The organism is Aureibaculum luteum (genome assembly GCF_003449015.1).
In the GTDB taxonomy this organism is placed as follows: Bacteria; Bacteroidota; Bacteroidia; order Flavobacteriales; family Flavobacteriaceae; genus Aureibaculum; species Aureibaculum luteum.
This window is the reverse complement of sequence record NZ_QRGD01000004.1, coordinates 43,809-61,180: the sequence shown is the minus strand read 5'-3', so window position 1 is coordinate 61,180 and position 17,372 is coordinate 43,809. Positions and strand designations below refer to the sequence as shown.

Below are 17,372 nucleotides of genomic sequence, written 5' to 3'. Positions count from 1 at the left end.
AAATTCAATTGAATACTTTTTTACATTTTTGTTTCTTGAGGAAAGGCATAAGAATTTTTCCAACCCCCTAAATCAATAAGAATTTGATCAAGCATTACACCCGGGTCTACCATCCAAATTTTTAGTGTATGTTTTCCAGCCTTATTTACAACTTGTTTTCCAACTTGAATTGTGGCATTCTTTAACACATTTTTTTTCCAATTATCACTTCTTCCAAACGTTTGAAAATCGAGTAGTACAGGCTCAGCATCGTCAATAGAAACGGCACATCTAACACCTCTATCTTTAAAAAAAGCATGTGTGGGTATTGCTTGTACATTTACATTAACGTCACCAAAATTAAAGGTATAAAAATCATATTCCAAAACAGGACTATTTTTTACAATATTTTCTATTGTAATTTGTGACTTTGCCGTTCTAGGCAATGCAACACTAACATTATCCGAATATCCTAATCCATGATAAATTTCCCATTTTGCTTCCTTTCCATCATTTTTACGTGAATAATTTTCTGCATTTATAGATACAAAACCTTTGTCTTCAATGAAACCTTTATAATTATTTAACGCCTCTAGTTTTGGATTAAATACGGATACACCAACGGTAATTATTGTGTCATTAGATATAAAATCTATAGCAGAATTGACTTTGTAACTTGGTGGAATTAATTGATAATCGTGCCCTAAAGGGGCTTCTTTTTTAGCTTCACCTTTTGGTACTTTTTCCCAATCTATAGTTACCCAAAGCCGTTCTTCAAGATTGTTTTTATTGAGTTTTCCGTCTACTTTACTTATTTTAATCCAGTCGGCCTTAGGCTTAGCTTGCCATGTTAATTCGCCATTACCTTTTAGAAAAACATCTAGAAAATAACTGTTTTTGGTATATGAATTAAAAACAGGAAGTACATCAGCATAACTATTGATAACTGAATTGTTTACCTCCATTTGGTAACTTTCTAAAGCTAAACCTAATTCTGGAATTTTACTTTGAGTAGGAGCAGTGTAAGAAGGTTTTGAGAATACAGGTAAATGCCTTGGAGCCATACTCATAATATGATCCCATTTTCCATTCTTCATTGTTTTATTAAAATAGTTGGTTTCTTTTATGATAGCTTTATAAGCAAGGGCTGATTTGTCTCCAAAATCCATAGCACTTTGTCTTCCTTGTGTTGCTAAGAATTTATTTTTATACGCATATAACCATTTGTGGTTTAAATTTGCAGCACCAATAACGGGGTAATAGACTAATTGATAAAAGGCATCTTGCTGTTCTTTTGAAATTTTAGATTTTATTGCAGTAGCGTCATTAATTAAATTCTGATAGTCAGTAATTCGTTGAGAAACTTCGTCTCCATAATGGTATTGCGTAAATTCTGTAGGATTTGATTTAGTAACAGGTTCTACTTGACTCCACGCCATAAATTCTGGTCGTCTTTTAAACGCCAACGTATAGTATGAATGCATTAAATTAGAAATGCTTGTAGCATTTTTAGCACCAAATTCTCTTGAAGCCCAGCTTGTTTGATGTTTACTGATATCTTTATTTTTTTTGAAATCATTCATATTCCACGCCATGTCTAAAAATAATTCGATACTGTATTCATGTGGCTTAATATCTCCACAATTTAGTATCCATAAATCTTGCGATTTGAACTCATAAGCTTTAGACATTTCTTCCCACATTAAAACAGGGTTTGTAGAGTTTAACCATAAATAATCATGTGGTCTTCCCCAATATGAAGTGTGATAATAAACACCGGCTCCACCTGAACGTGATTGTTCATCAGGATTACTTAATTGACGGATATACCCATAATTATCGTCTGTCCAAACTAGGGTTATATCTTCTGGTAATTTTAATCCACTTTGGTAATAATGTAATACTTCTTTGTAAGGCACGAACGCTTGGGGTTTATCAACACCATTTTTAGAATATTTGTTAAGAATAGCTCTTTGGTCAGCAATTACTTGTTCTAATAAAGAAACCTGAGCGTCTGTATTATCTTCACCAACAATCATAGGTGAATCATGCTCTCCACGCATACCAACAGTGTAAATTCCATCAAAATTTTGAGTTTCTTTAGCTCGTTTTTTAAATAAATCCTTTATGACTTCGGCATTAGTATCATATCGATATTCTCCCATACTTTCGTGATTCCATTCTGCATTAATGTTGCACAACATGGGTTCTGCATGCGAACTCCCGATAACAATGGCATAATCATCAGCTACTTCCTTGTTTTTAGGATAATGGTAAAATGCTTTGGTACATTTATGCATGGCGGGCCAAATAGTATTGGCTCGTAAACGCAATAGTAATTCAAAAACTTTCGCATATGTTTTAGGCCCAATATCACCGGTTTCAGGCTCAAAATTTAAAGCTGCCCAACGTTGTAATCCCCAATCTTCATCATTTAAAAAGATACCACGATATTTTACCGATGGTGAACCGTAAGTTGTAGTGACTATTGGAATAACTAATTCTTCTTTTTTAGTAGGGACAGCATCTGCCCACCATTCCCATGGAGAAACACCAATCATTCTTGATAATTCTAAGAGGCCAAAAGCAGTTGCTCTTCGATCAGAACCTATAATTACTAATGCTTTTTTAATTTCTTTTGAAGGATTCTCAATGACTTGAATAGTATAGGTTTCCCATTTCCCAGAAACTTTTGAGACATCAATCTTATGTTTTGAAACGAACTGATCTATAAGTTTACTTTGTCCTAAGGTGCCTGCGATTATTTGATAAGGATTATTTTTAGTATCAGTTACTAGTTTTTTTTGAGTTACTTTAAAAATGTCATCTATTAACATTTCTGCAGCAATAGATACTACTTTGGCATCTCGTTTGTCAATGCGTAATGTGGCATTATTTTCATCTGAAATTAAGGGAAAGTTAATTGCAGTTTGTGCATTAAGTTGTAAACAAAACAACAACCCAAGAAGTACAAATTTCAAATAATATTTGTTTCTAAACATCTTAATTCTTTTTAATTCTTTCATAACTACCATCATTAAATATTACTTTAAAATCAGATTTAAATAAAGTAGAGGGTATGTAATAATCTGTAGAGATTACTTGTGCACCAGATGCTTTAGCCTTTTCAAATCGTAAATAACTACTATTTCTTGCTTCCTTCGTTCCTGCATCTGCACGTGTTCTTACCATATAACCTTTGGAAACTAACTCTTTGATATAATTAAAATTTTGAATTGGATCGTTAATAATTCTAAAAGCAGCTTCAGGGTTGCCTTCTTTGCTATTTACAAAAAGTACTCTGCCTTTTAAAGAAGGGTGTCCGTCCAAATAGCTATTGATTCTTTCTTCTTTTTCATCTAGCACAAATAAAAATTTTCCTTTTAAAGTATTTAGTTCTGGCCAGCCGATTTTTAAAATAGCTTCCTCTAAAGTTTTAAAGTTTCTGCGTACATCATCAGGCATAATTAATTTTGAATGAGAAAAAACACTTTTGATTTCTTCATCTAAACTATTTAGTGCATTTTTATCAAAAGGTAATGGGGTTCTAGTTTGATCAACTTTTTGATCTTTTGTGTTAATTAAGATGGAAATAGGGTAGTGGTCAGGGTGCAGATCAGACCATTTTTTTAGGGCTTCTAAACCTTCTGTGAAAAGGAGATGATGACTTCTGAAATCGATATCTTGGATATGAAACATTTTTAAGCCAGGTAATTTTAGTTTCTCCTCACTATCATAAGGCAACGGTTCTTGTCCAGTTAATTTTACAATATCTAATCCCTTAGGGTTTGAAAAATATCCACCTTGTGGGTCATAAAAAACATCTAATTCTAGATTCCGTAAGCCCAAATCTAATTGCTTACTTAATGAAATATGACCATATTGTAAACCCTTCATTCTCTTTGTATCTATTTTTTCTAAATAATCATACAACGGTTTCTCAATAGGGATTTTATAAGAGTTGTGACTGCCAATTACTTGAATATCATTTAAATAAACGTTTTTACTTTTACATCCAACCAAAAAAAGTAGTACAAAAATTATTTTCATAACTAATTGGTAATTCTTTTTAAACATCGTATTTTTTTTATGGATTGATATTTTCAATATAAAAATTGGCAAATCTTTTACCTAAGATTCGTTGACTCTCTGAATCAAAATGTAAATTGTCACCTTTATCTATTAAATCAGCTGTACTTATGACAAAAGTATATTTGTCTTTTTTTGCATAGGTATTTATAATTTTGTTGATGGCTTTCCAGGTCTCACTTTCTGGTCTATACCCTCCAAGTTCTCCGACTAATATTGGTAATTTTTTACTTCTAACAGAGCTTCTAAATGATTTAAATAAATGTTTTAAATTATTTTCATATTTAGGAATATCATTTGTATTTGCATCGCTTTCACCTTGATGCCAAAGTATACCTTTTACAGTTCCATATTTTTGAGCTAATTTTACTTTTTCTTTAAAATTAGTGAGTAATTTAACATCTCTATGGATGGAGTCTCCTAACCATTTAGTGGTAGAACTTCCTCCTACAGCAGTAGGGATAAGCAATATTGATACGTCTTTAGGAATTTCCTTTAATAGACTGTTTGCAAATGACAATCCGCAATCTAAACCACCCGATTTCGGTTCATAAAAATGCAATGGCTCTTTAGCAAGTACTATGTCATTATTTTTGTTTATAGTTAAAATGCGTTTTGAGGTAATGGTATCTTGTGGTTCAACAAATCCACGACCAGCCATGTTTGATTGACCTGCCATTAGAAACACCCATAATTTTTTCTTTTGGGGTAAGTTAGTCACTAATACTTCTTTCTTTGGAAAATTTAACTGGCGTTCATATTTTGCTATTTCTCTTGATTTTAACCAATTATTCATCCATTTTTCTGCAAGATTTGGCCATGTTTCTGCGGCGGAATTGCCTTGCCGTAAACCATAGCCGTGTCCGCCTTTGGCAAGCATATGTAATTCAACAGGAACTTTATTATTTCTTAAAGCTTTAGCCATCACTAAACCACTATTTCCATAAGGGTCGTCGCTCGTTCCAAAAATAAAGAATGGTGGAGTGTTTTTATCTAAATAAAAAGCAGGATCTATAGTTTTGTTTATACCTCTATCTAAATAGGCAGGATAAATTAGCATTGTAAAATTAGGGCGACTAGATACATTATCAGCAATATCTATTTTATCGTAAGTATTGGTCTGAAAACTGGTTGAAGCTAATGCTGATAGATGTCCACCAGCTGAAAATCCCATGACTCCAATTTTATGTGGATTTAAATTAAATTCTTTAGCTTTACTTCGAACCAAACGTAAAGCTCTTTGTAAATCTTGTTTAGCTCCTTTTTCTTTTTTCGGGACTCTATATTCTAAAACAAAAGCGGTGTAACCTAAACTAGTTAACCATTCAGCAATTTCATAACCTTCTTTATCAATAGCTAAAATTTGATAGCCACCTCCAGGGCAAATTATTATACCGGCTTTAGCATCATTTTGTTTTTTGGGTTTATAAACAGTTAATGATGGGTTTGTGATATCGGTTAGTCTTTTGACATTACCCGATACATTTTCAGTTTGCTTTGCAATGTGTTTTTTTTGACTTTCTCCTGGCACTTCATCTGGCCATAAATAAATTGTATCTCTCGTTTGTGCCATAGCGAGTACTGATACACTGAAAAAAACAGTAAAAATTATAAGTTTTAGTTTTTTTATTGATATTGCCATATTATTATAATTGATACATTATTTTTCAAATTCTATCTTAAAACCTGTAATCGGGATTTCAGTGCTGGAATATCTTGGAATGCCTAATTCTAAACCCACTTTGGTTTGTTTCCAACTTACTTCTTTAGAATTATCTAATTGTGTAACAGACTTTATTTTTTTGTCAGATGAAAGGGCTTTTATTACTGCTTTATCCCCTTTAAAACTGCATACATAGGCATAAATAAATCCATCTTTTTGAGTGAAAATTGTTTCTGGAAAAATCTCTTTGGAGGTAGCATCATTTACAGCATCTTTCAACGTATTTTTCTTATCTTCAACTTTTACTTGAGATTCTTTTTTATCATTATCATTAGGTCTTTCACTATGCGTTTTCCATGGTGTAGAACCATAAATACCTTCTGAATTTAATTTCATCCAAGTTCCTATTTCTTGTAATCGTTCTTGAGCTTCTTGTCTAATTTCACCTTTACCAGTTGGCCCATTATTCAATAATAAATTACCTCCTTTACTCACTATTTCTAGTAACTGCCTTGTCATTAACTCTGACGATTTGTAAATGGTGTCATATTCAATATACCCCCAATTTTTACTCATGGTGATACAAGCTTCCCAAGGCTTAACTTCTAAGTCTTCAACAATTTTTTGCTCTTTTACTTGGTAATCGCCTAAGCCATTTCCTATTCTACTATTGATAATACACTCAGGCTGTAAACCTTGTATTAAATCTTGTAATTCTTTGCTTTCATCAACACTTATAAGTTCAGGCGTATCAAACCATATGACGTCAATTTTACCATATTGGGTAAGTAGTTCCTTTATTTGAGGCTTTACTTTTCGCTTAAAATATCGGCTAAAAACCTTAATATCTTCATCTGGATAATCAACTAAATTACTTCTACCACCTTTATGTGGCCAGTTTGTAGCAACATCTGGATCTTCCCAATCTCGACCTAAAGAATAATAAAATCCAAATTTCATGTCGTACTTATGGCAAGCATCGACAAGAGCTTTCATGGGGTCTGTTGCATAAGGTGTACGTTTTTTAATATTATAGTCGTTGGAAGGAGAATCAAACATGGCAAAACCATCATGATGTTTAGAGGTAATGATAATATACTTCATACCAGCCTCTTTAGCAGTCAACACCCATTTTTCAGCATCAAAATTTACGGGATTAAAGTCATTGGCTATTTTTCCATACTCTTTTAAGGAAATTTTTTCGTGAATCATAAAGTGTTCATTGCCCTTTGCAATGTGCCCATCCCAGTAACCTGCAGTTTCAGAATACAAACCCCAGTGCATAAACATTCCGAATTTAGCATCTTTCCACCAATCCATTTTCTCTGATGATTGAGCATAGCTAATATTCAGAGAGCTATAAATAACAATTAAACTGTAAAGAATTCTTTTTTTAGTGGCTATATTCATCTGATGGTATTTGAATAATAAATCGTGATTTATCTAGAGAATCGTTTGATTCGCTAATGTATTAAAATTGTACTCTTTAAACGAATGTCTTTAGAAGAAGCTCCCAGCATAAATTCATACGTTCCATTTTTAAAAATCCATTGCTTCTTATTTGCATCCCAAAATTGCAATTCTTTTTTAGAGACTTGAAATTGAACCTGCTTTGATTTTCCAATAGGTATGGTAGTTCTGTTGAAACCAATTAACTTTTTTATGGGACTTTCAGTAACAGATTTTGGAGCTTTAAAGTATAATTGAACTACTTCATCACCATTATAATTACCTGTGTTTTTAATAGTGGCAGAAATAATAATCTTTTCACCATGTTCTTTTACCTTAAAGTCGCTATACTCAAATTTAGTATAGCTTAATCCGTATCCAAAAGGATATAATACATCTCCTTGAAAGTACATATACGTTCTACCATTAGATATTTCATAATCTTCCATAGGAGGTAAGTCATCTACAGATTTATAAAAGGTAAATGGTAATCTACCCGCAGGGTTGTAATCTCCAAATAATACATCTGCAATTGCTGTTCCGCCAGATTCTCCTGGATACCAAGCATCAATAATAGCGGGTATATTTTCGTCCATCCAATTAATAGCCAGAGAACTACCCGCAACCAAAACAACAATCATATTCTTGTTTATGGCATACATCTCTTTTAAATAATTAATTTGATCGTCAGGTAAATTTAACGAGGTCCTATCTTTTCCTTCTTTTTCAATAGATTTATTTATACCCATAACAGCAATAACATAATCACTTGATTTAGCTGCTTCTTTATCCTCTTGGTATATATCGTCAGTATTACTAGGAACTTCCCATAGTAGTTGACAAATTGCGTCACCGCCATTATCAAAATACTCTAATTTAATAGCATATTTTTTACCAGCTTCCATATTAATTTCAACTTGATCAGTCGTAGCTCCGCGATTGTGCCATTCATCTACAACCAGCTTGTTATTTAACCATAAACGAATTCCGTCATCAGAGTTCACTCCAATTTTATACGAACCTGAAAAGTTGGGTGTAATATAACCTGTCCAGCGTATAGATTTATGCCTAAAATTGGTATATGGATCTGGAGGGTTATTTACAGGATCGAAATTAACAACCTTGTCAACACGTGTTTGTGGGGTTCCTTCTAAAAATTTATCATCAAAATATTCACCAAATAGACCTGATTCATCATTAAAATCATTTCGTAAATTCTCTGCTTCCAAAAGATTTAAATTTCTGGCAGCTGTTTTCCATTTCACATAGTTCACGGCTATTTTATCACCTACTTTATTTTGAATACCTTCAAGTGGAGATATTGGTTTTATTACTGGTAATCCGCTATAATCACCAAAAACAACTTGATTAGCGTTAAAACCAACTACTGCTATTTTTTTTATTTTATCAGAATTTAAAGGTAACGTATTATTGTGATTTTTTAAAAGAACAATGGATTGCCTTGATGTTTCTAGAGCCAAATCTTGATGTTTTTTAGAACCAATAACATCAGGTGAAATTTTTGTATATGGATTTTTATCCGTGGAATCAAAAATACCTAATTTAAATCGTGCTCTTAAAACACGGGTAACCGATTTGTCAATTGACGCTTGTGAAACTAACCCATTTTTATAAGCCGTTAATAAGTGCTTTGCATAAATATCATTACCACATTCTAAGTCTAAACCACCTTCTATAGCAACTTTTGCAGCTTGTTCTTTAGTTTTTACAAATTGGTGTGACTTCACTAAATAGGTGGGGGCTCCACAATCGCTCACCACATACCCTTTAAAACCCCATTCTTCTCTTAATATAGTATTTAAAAGCCAATTGTTTGCCGTACTAGGAATACCGTTTATGGCATTATATGCACTCATTATAGCTTGAGCGTTTCCTTCTTTAACGGCCGCTTTATACGCAGGAAAGTAATACTCACGTAATGATTTTTCTGAAACCACAGCGTTGTATGCAAATCTGTTTTCTTCTTGGTTATTAGCAACAAAGTGTTTTGGAGTGGAAACTACTTTTAAATATTTTTTATCATTTCCTTGTAGTCCTTTTACAAAAGAAACACCTATTCTACTGGTTAGATAAGGATCTTCACCATAGGTTTCTGGAGTCCGTCCCCATCTAGGATCTCTAGCCATATTTATAGTAGGGGACCAAAAGGTTAGTAAATCACTATAGACATTTTTTTGGTCTAGACCCTGATTATAAAAATTCCATTTGGCTCTTGCCTCATCAGAGATAGCAGATGATACATTATAAATCAAATTAGGATTCCAAGTTGCTGACAAAGCTATTGCTTGAGGGAAAACAGTAAACCGTCCCCCTTTTACAACACCATGTAACGCTTCATTTCCATGATAATACTTTGCTACATTTAATCTCGGAATTGCTACGGATGTGGAAACTAATAATGAAACTTTTTCTTCAATAGTCAAACGATCTAATAGATCATTTACTCTCTTTTCAGTTGACAACTTTTGATTTTGAAAAGGAAACTGTTCTTGTGTTGTCCCAACCATTGGAAATAAACAGAGTATAAATAGTATAAACGTATTTAATTTCATCAGATAATAAAATCTTATATTAATATTTATATTTTCCCAAAAGGTACTATTACAATATGAATTTAATGAACAGTATAATTACTTTTTAATGAATTCAACATTGGTAATTTTAACCACAATGGGGTTATGCCATATTTTATTATTGTAGAGTCGTTGTGCCCTACTCACAGAAATTTCTAACAAATCGTCATGCTGTATAAACCGCGTTGTAGGCGTGTTTTCGGGCCAATATTCAACGACTAAATCACTTTGACCCAATACTGAAACTTGGGTGTTTTTTGTGGATTTCATGTTTTTTAGCAGAAAATTTCGTCTAAAACCTTTAAACCAATTTTGTTGGTTGGTGATAAAAACATAGGCTGTGTTTTCCTTTTTATCTTTTGTAAACCACATATCACCATCTTTAATAATTGTCGGTAACGTTCTTGTGTTTTTTATGCCTTCTTCATTTACGTACATCCAAAGAGCTACTTCACGCAAGCGTTCTTCTTGTTCTATAGGAATTTCACCATTAGGTTTTGGGCCAATGTTTAACAAGAAATTACCTCCTTTAGCTCTAATTTCAATTAATTTTTCAATTAACTCTGAACCACTTTTATAATTCTCGTTGGTGGGTTTGTATTGCCATTGTGTTCCCATAGTCATACAGGTTTCCCACGGTCCTGGCATTGCACCTCCAGGGATACTCTGTTCTGGAGTTTTCATTTCACCTCTGGTAACAATTATAGATGGATCTTTTTTGTGAACATGTTTTACAATATCAGCTTTATGAAAAGAGTCAAAAAACATAATGTCTGGTTTATATTTATCTATTAACTCATCTATTTGTTCCTTGTCATATGCTAATAATTCTGGATTTTTATTCACACTACTCATTTCACCCTTACGAGAAATTAAATGACCTTGTTTTCGTAAAACGCTAAAATCTTCAGGAGAGAAATACAAGCCAACCTTTAATCCCTGTTTACGTAAAGCTTTTACCAGTTGTCCTACGATGTCTATACCGTAAGGTGTATTCATAATATTAAAATCGGTAGTTTTAGTATCCCACATACAAAAACCATTGTGGTGTTTTGCTGTAAAAACTACATATTCAGCACCTGTTATTTTAAACAAGCGAGCCCATTCATCCGCATCAAATTTATCAGGATAAAATGTTTTTGGAAGTTCATTATAATACTTATCTACATAATCGTCTGAAGCACCAACTAATGAATGACTGATAACACTACCCAATTGAGAATCGACACTCCAATGAATAAATAAACCAAAGCCCATATCCATATAATCTTCTACGAGGTCAGGGTTGTTTTTAAGTTGAGCAAAGGTTGTTATGCAAACGGTAAAAAACAAAGTGATAGTAATTTTTATCTTCATTCTCATAATTTTTTAATTTTTTAAAGTTTCTTCACTTGTCATTTCTAAAATTAATGTTCCTCCCTTAATAACATCGCTATGAATTAATTGATAGTTATTAATTGGCTTATTATTCAACAAAACCTTGTTGACTAGTGTATTGGTTGGACCATTATTTTTTGTTTTTATTGTAAAGGTATTGTCTGAATAATAATCGGGATTTAATTTAATGGTTACTTCATCAAAAATAGGACTTCCAATTTGATATTCTGAATTACTGTCAGTTCCTCCATTCATTTGAAACAATCCAATTTTCATAAGTACGGCTAAACTGCCCATAAGACCTTGATCTTCATCACCATTGTAACCTGTTGATGGTGACAATCCACCAAAAGCTTTATCAGCCACTTTTCTAGACCAATATTCTGTTAAATCAGGACGCCCCAATTCATTAAAAATAAAAGCAGTTTGTATAGAAGGTTGGTTGCCATAATTGATAGGAATACGTCTATATTCAGGATGACCTTCTTGAGAATGCGAGGTGCCTGCTGTGAAATTTAATTTTTCAGAAGTTTTAAATTGATTGTTTAGTTTTTCAATAGCCTTTTCATTTCCTCCCATTAAAGTAGCCAACCCTTCTAAATCATGAGGTACAAACCAAGTAGACTGAGCACCATTAGATTCAATAAAACCATGTTCAACTTGATAGGGATCAAAATCTTTGTACCATTTTCCATTCACATCTTTAGGTCGCATCCAACCCAATGATTTATCATAAACATTTTGATAATTTTTTGATCTTTTTAGAAAATAATTATAGTCTTCTGTATGGCCTAATTTCATTGCCAATTGAGCCAATGTCCAATCTTGGTAGGCGTATTCCATAGTAAGGCTTGCACCATCTTGATGACCTCCAAAATTACCTTCAGGAATAGGGTAGGGTACATATCCCTTTTCTATATAATACTTTAAACCACCACCAAGATTTGTTTTATGTTCGTATCCCGCTTTTTCCATTATGCCACCTGACATATGATTCTTTTTAAGTGCTTGGTAAATAGTTTCTAAATCTTCCTTAATTATACCTTGCTGAATTGCACTTACTATAAAAGGTGTACTAGAAGCACCTGTCATTACATAGGTATAATTACCACCAGATGGGCCTCTTGGAATTAAACCGCCATCCTTAGCATATTGTAGTAATGAGTGTACAAATTCTTCTTTTATTTCTGGATAAACGAGTCCCCACAATGTATTAATAGTCCATTGTGCCCCCCAAAAAGAATCAGAGTTAAAATGGTTAAATTTTGGTTTTCCATTTTCATTTAATGGAATCTGACCTATTTTAAAAGTATCTCCAGTATTATCTGGATAGGCACCATTTACATCACTAATTATCCTTCTACCTTGAAGTGCGTGCCATAAATCTGTATAAAAACGTCTTTGTTCTTGATCAGTACCTCCTTTAACTTTAATCCTACTTAATAAACCTTCCCATTCATTATGAGAATCTTTTACAATTTCATCAAAATTCCATTGAGGTAACTCTGAGGCTATATTATTCGAAGCATTTTCAATTGAAGTATATGATATACCCGTTTTCATTAATATAGGTTCTTCTGAAGCTTCAAACTGGATTAAATAATTACCAGTTTTATCATCGCGTTCAATAGATTTGAATGCTTTATTTAGCTCAACTTTAAAGTATATGGTTAAGGGTTTAGGTCTGCGATGTGTAGCGGCTGCAATAAGCTTTCCAGAAAATTCTTTATCACCTGTTTTTTCTAACACACCATTTATGTTTTCACATGGGCCTAAAACAGTATTAAGATTGAATAATATACCCGCATTTTTTTCTTTCGGAAATGAATATTTATGAAAGCCAACACGTTTTGTACTTGTTAACTCAGCATTGATATCATATCTTTCTAGTTCAATCTTATGATATCCAGGTTTAATCACTTCGTTTTGGTGACTAAATTTTGAATAGAAATCGGTAAAAATTGTTTTACTATTTTCTTCAGAAAGTGTTACTGGCATAATGGATAGACCTGAAATTTGCCAAGCATGTATATGGCTGAAGCCTTTTATTGTATCAATGGCATATCTATATCCACTTCCCCAGGCACCTTTTATTTCGGTATCAGGACTTAAATTTACCATTCCAAACGGTCGGCTTGCTGATGTAAAGAAAAACCATCTAGAATTTTCTGAATCTAAAATTGGATACACTTTATCAGTTAAATATTCTTCTACTTCTGAAGTGTTTTGTTCTTCTTTTTCTCTTTCTTTTTTACATGAAAGAAAAGTAATAGAAAGGATGCTAAGTGTTATGAATCCTAGGGTTAATATATTTTTTATTTTCATGTGTTTATGGTTATTGTTTTTCAATGGTCACATGCTGTTCGCAATTAATCATTCATTTGGGTGATGAAATTCTGAACATGCTCGTTTCATTTAATTACCTTTTATTTTCATTAAATTGGTATGAATGGCTTCAAGCATTTCTTTGGATGGAAATCCATTATTAGGCCTTCTTATTTCAGGATTATACCAATTTTTCCATTTTTTATTCTTGTCGCCTTCTAAACTTCTTTTATGAATTATGTCTAACTTGATATTGGCTTCATCTAATAATTGAATAGCAGTATCTAACGCACTCGTATCACGAGTGGCTTCAAATGATTTTTTGAATTTTGAAATTCTATGTAAGCAATTTTCAAATTGAATTAAATCTAAATAAAGATGTGCCGGAAGCGTGATATAATCATTATAAAAAGTATCATCGTTGGATACATATTCAGAACCTTTTACGGCATAATCAAGAGCTTCTTTAGCTAATTTTAGACGGTTTTCGATATGCTCGTAATCTTCAGCAACAGCCTCATAATTAAAAGGTACAGGTGTTTTACCTGGACGTTCAATTGGAGCATTACTTAAATAGGAAACCGTTTCTCTAATTTCCCATAAATGTTCTACATAACCGCCTCTATTTAATTGAGCTTCATGTAATTTTCGCATTGATTTAATGGCATATTCTGAAGCTTCTTTATTAAAATAACGTTCAGACCATTGTTTATAAAATAAATCACCATCGAAGGCTTCAACATTTTTTGATAACTCAGAGAAAGCCTCCATATTTAATAGAAAAGGACGAAATGTTTGTCCATTTACCAAACAATATTTGTCAGCTTTATATTTTCTTACCATACTTTTCATTATGGTATCTATTTTATTAGGGTAGGGGTCATGTACGGTATGATTAAGCCAAAACCCGGCATGCATATACGTTCCGAAATCATAATCTTTTGTACTTTCAGGGAGATGTTTAAAGCCACTAAAGCCATCATCTGACCATGCTACTAACCAATCTTTTGGAGGGTTGAAATTGTTATTAAACATTTCCATTCCATCTGCATAACAAACCAATACTTTTTTGGCATTCGGATTGTGTTTATCAATTAAGTCACCTAGGACTTGATATACTTCATTAAACACTTCCGTTTTATCTTCACCGCAAGAGCTTTTATATTCCCAGTCCCAAACTTGATTTCTGGGACGTAATGAAAAAATATCAGCTTTTGAAAATGGAGTTTCTTCGAAATAATAGGTCCATGTATCTATCCAATCTTGTTTGTAATCTGTCCAACAGTCGGCTTTATTTTGATCTAAAGGTTTTATTTTATAACCTAAGCTGATGTCAATTTGTACCATCATCCCTTTTTCATGGGCATAGTTTATCAAACTATCAACATAAGAAACGCGAAGTTTATAATCTGGATTAAGCTTTTTATATTCAGGTCTCGTAAAAAATTCAGGACGACCCAACATGTCAAAAAGTTGAATGGCATTATAACGCATTCTAACTAAAGAATTAATTAATTCGGTATAACTTTCCCAATCATATTCTAATAGTTTACCACGGTAATTTGCCAACTCATCGACATCATTTTCAAAATAGCCTAAAATTGGTATTTGTGGTGGAGAAATAGTTATTTCCTCAAAATCAAAAAAGTTAATTTTCTTATTTTTATTTGGCAGTGTACCTGTCCAATATTCTAAAGCATCAACACCTAGAATTTCCTTAGAATAATCATAGATGGCATATTGCATACCTTGTACATCAGAGCCTGCTATTACAATAACTTGTGTGTTGTTTTTTATTTCTTTTTTTGCCCAAATACCACCTCTTGGTCCAGGTTGAGTTACACTAATAGATAACTCATCATCTTGTGTCATTTTTGAGATTAAAGTACTTGATTCTGGAGTGCCAAGGACAAAGAATACACCCTGAGAAGGTATATCTTTATTTTCTGAAATTATATGAATATCAGAATCACTGATTTTAGTTAAATCTACTTTTAAATCGTTTATAGCATTTAATTCTAATTCTGAAGCATTTTCACCATAGATTAAATAAATAGTATGGTTTTTGGCAACGTCTGGCTTACATGATATTAATAAGCTGATGCTTAGAAGTGTATAAAAAAAGATTACCCTATGACGAATGTTTTTTGCCATTTTAATTACGCTATTGTTAAAATATAGGCAGGTAGTATAATTACCTGCCTATATAAAAAACTAACTCAAATAATATTTTAAGTACTCTGATTTATTCTTAGTAACCAGGATTTTGTGTCATGGTTTCTGGAGAAATCTCTATCTCTTTCACAGGGATAGGACGTAATAAATGTTTTGAAGCATCAAATGTACCGTGATCTACATAATGAGGGTTATATATTAATCTTTCCTCTAATTTACCCATACGTTTTAAAACTGTCCATCTATTTTCTTCACCTATTAACTCTAATGCTCTTTCAACAAGTATATCATCTAAATCAATTGAAGTGTAATAATCAGCAACACCTGTTGCTCTTTCTCTAACTCTATTTAAATGAAATAAAGCCTGTGCACTATTACCAGCACCTAAAAATGCTTCGGCAGCCATTAAGTGTGTGCCAGCTACTCTATAAATAAAATTATCGCGAGCACCACTACCATTTTCTTCAAAAATTTCATCATCAAACTTTTTCAATATTGGAAAACTAATGAACTCTGGATTTAATGAATACTTATAAACAACTCCATCAATATCAGCGGGTCTACCAAATAAATATTGATCTGGTTGGTATACCCAATAACGATCTAACTTATCTTTAATTTCTGTTTCACTCAATGCATATTTCGGAAAATAGATAACAGTATCACCGGGATTAATTATATCAGTACCTAATCCACCTTCTTCGTCTGCTATTATTGTTCTATGAATAGTTACATCTTCCCTGGTATCATTATCTTCAAATAAAGAATAAAAGTAAGGGGTTGGCATTGTATTGCTAAGTTTTACACCATAAGGGTTTTTTCTACTTACACCTGGTAAATTAAATACTTGATACATACCAAAAGAATGCATGTTATTGCCATTGTCTTCTGAAAAACCGGTATCTCCAAATTGTCCTGCAAAAAGTATTTCGTCATTCACTTGATTATCATAAGCAAAAAGTTCAGCAAAAGATTGACTTCTAATATCATAACCATCAATGGCTTGTAAAGCTAAATCGGCTGCTGTTTGAAAATCAGTACTTTGTCCATAATCTTTATAGGCTCTTGTTAAATATACTTCTGCCAACACATGTTGTGCAGCACGTTTAGAAAATCTACCTGTTTCAGGGTCAGCTTTTAAATCTGGAATAACAGCTTCTAACTCACTAATAATTAACGTATAGGTTTCTTGTTCTGAAGAACGCGTGTAATCATTACGAATACTTTGAGGTTCTTCTAAATCAAGTACTACACCTCCAAATTGTTGTACTAAATTAAAAAATGCAACTGCTCTTAAAGCTCTTATTTGAGCTAACCCATAAGTCTTATCTGCTATTTTACCAGAACTCCAGTTAATTTCATTTTCAAATCTATTTAAAGCCGTGTTCGCCTTTGAAATTATACCATAATTAGCATTCCATATACCGTTGGTTTGTGAAGCATTAAAGCTGACATAATCATTTTCACTAGAAGTATTAAAAATTTCTAATTGTGTAGTGAAAATGTCAGTTCCTAAATATTTGTAACCACTGTTTAGAAAAGCACCTCTTACACCTCCATACAGGCCTACAACTAATTGATCTGCGGTGTTTTCATCAATAAAGTTCTCACTTGTAATACCGCTATAAATATCTTCTTCTATATACTTGTTACAGGCACTAAATAATAGTGTAATACCAAGTATGACGATTATCTGATTTATATTTTTTATTTTTTTCATC

The 17,372-nt window shown here is 32.6% G+C and carries 9 protein-coding genes; all 9 read right to left on the bottom strand.

Features of this window, described 5'->3' with window-relative positions; all coding sequences use genetic code 11:
- Window positions 1-20 precede the first annotated feature (20 nt).
- Window positions 21-3,005: a glycosyl hydrolase 115 family protein gene (locus D3P13_RS11075; RefSeq protein WP_198680017.1), complete on the bottom strand. Its 2,985-nt coding sequence runs from the start codon at window positions 3,003-3,005 to the stop codon at window positions 21-23.
- On the bottom strand, window positions 2,983-4,029 hold the full coding sequence (locus D3P13_RS11070) for a phosphatidylinositol-specific phospholipase C1-like protein (RefSeq protein WP_198680016.1): 1,047 nt from the start codon (window positions 4,027-4,029) through the stop codon (window positions 2,983-2,985). Before D3P13_RS11070 ends, D3P13_RS11075 begins: the two co-directional genes overlap by 23 nt.
- Before the next feature lie 37 nt (window positions 4,030-4,066).
- Entirely contained in the window at window positions 4,067-5,710 is a 1,644-nt protein-coding gene (locus tag D3P13_RS22090) for a sialate O-acetylesterase (protein WP_198680015.1), read from the bottom strand.
- A gap of 18 nt (window positions 5,711-5,728) precedes the next feature.
- Window positions 5,729-7,141 carry an alpha-L-fucosidase gene (locus D3P13_RS11060; RefSeq protein WP_117882357.1) on the bottom strand — a complete coding sequence of 471 codons (1,413 nt, stop codon included), beginning with the start codon at window positions 7,139-7,141 and terminating at the stop codon, window positions 5,729-5,731.
- A gap of 53 nt (window positions 7,142-7,194) precedes the next feature.
- Complete coding sequence (locus D3P13_RS11055) at window positions 7,195-9,753, bottom strand: glycoside hydrolase family 3 C-terminal domain-containing protein (protein ID WP_198680014.1); 2,559 nt, start codon at window positions 9,751-9,753, stop codon at window positions 7,195-7,197.
- A 78-nt stretch (window positions 9,754-9,831) separates the two neighbouring features.
- Window positions 9,832-11,130, bottom strand: coding sequence for an alpha-L-fucosidase (locus tag D3P13_RS11050; protein ID WP_117882353.1), 1,299 nt, complete (start codon window positions 11,128-11,130; stop codon window positions 9,832-9,834).
- Window positions 11,131-11,142: 12 nt separating this feature from the next.
- Window positions 11,143-13,476 carry a GH92 family glycosyl hydrolase gene (locus tag D3P13_RS11045; protein ID WP_117882351.1) on the bottom strand — a complete coding sequence of 778 codons (2,334 nt, stop codon included), beginning with the start codon at window positions 13,474-13,476 and terminating at the stop codon, window positions 11,143-11,145.
- A gap of 90 nt (window positions 13,477-13,566) precedes the next feature.
- A complete protein-coding gene (locus D3P13_RS11040) occupies window positions 13,567-15,630 on the bottom strand; it encodes a glycosyl hydrolase 115 family protein (protein ID WP_117882349.1) in 2,064 nt (687 codons plus the stop codon).
- A 97-nt stretch (window positions 15,631-15,727) separates the two neighbouring features.
- Complete coding sequence (locus D3P13_RS11035) at window positions 15,728-17,371, bottom strand: RagB/SusD family nutrient uptake outer membrane protein (protein ID WP_117882347.1); 1,644 nt, start codon at window positions 17,369-17,371, stop codon at window positions 15,728-15,730.
- Between the last annotated feature and the right edge of the window lies 1 nt (window position 17,372).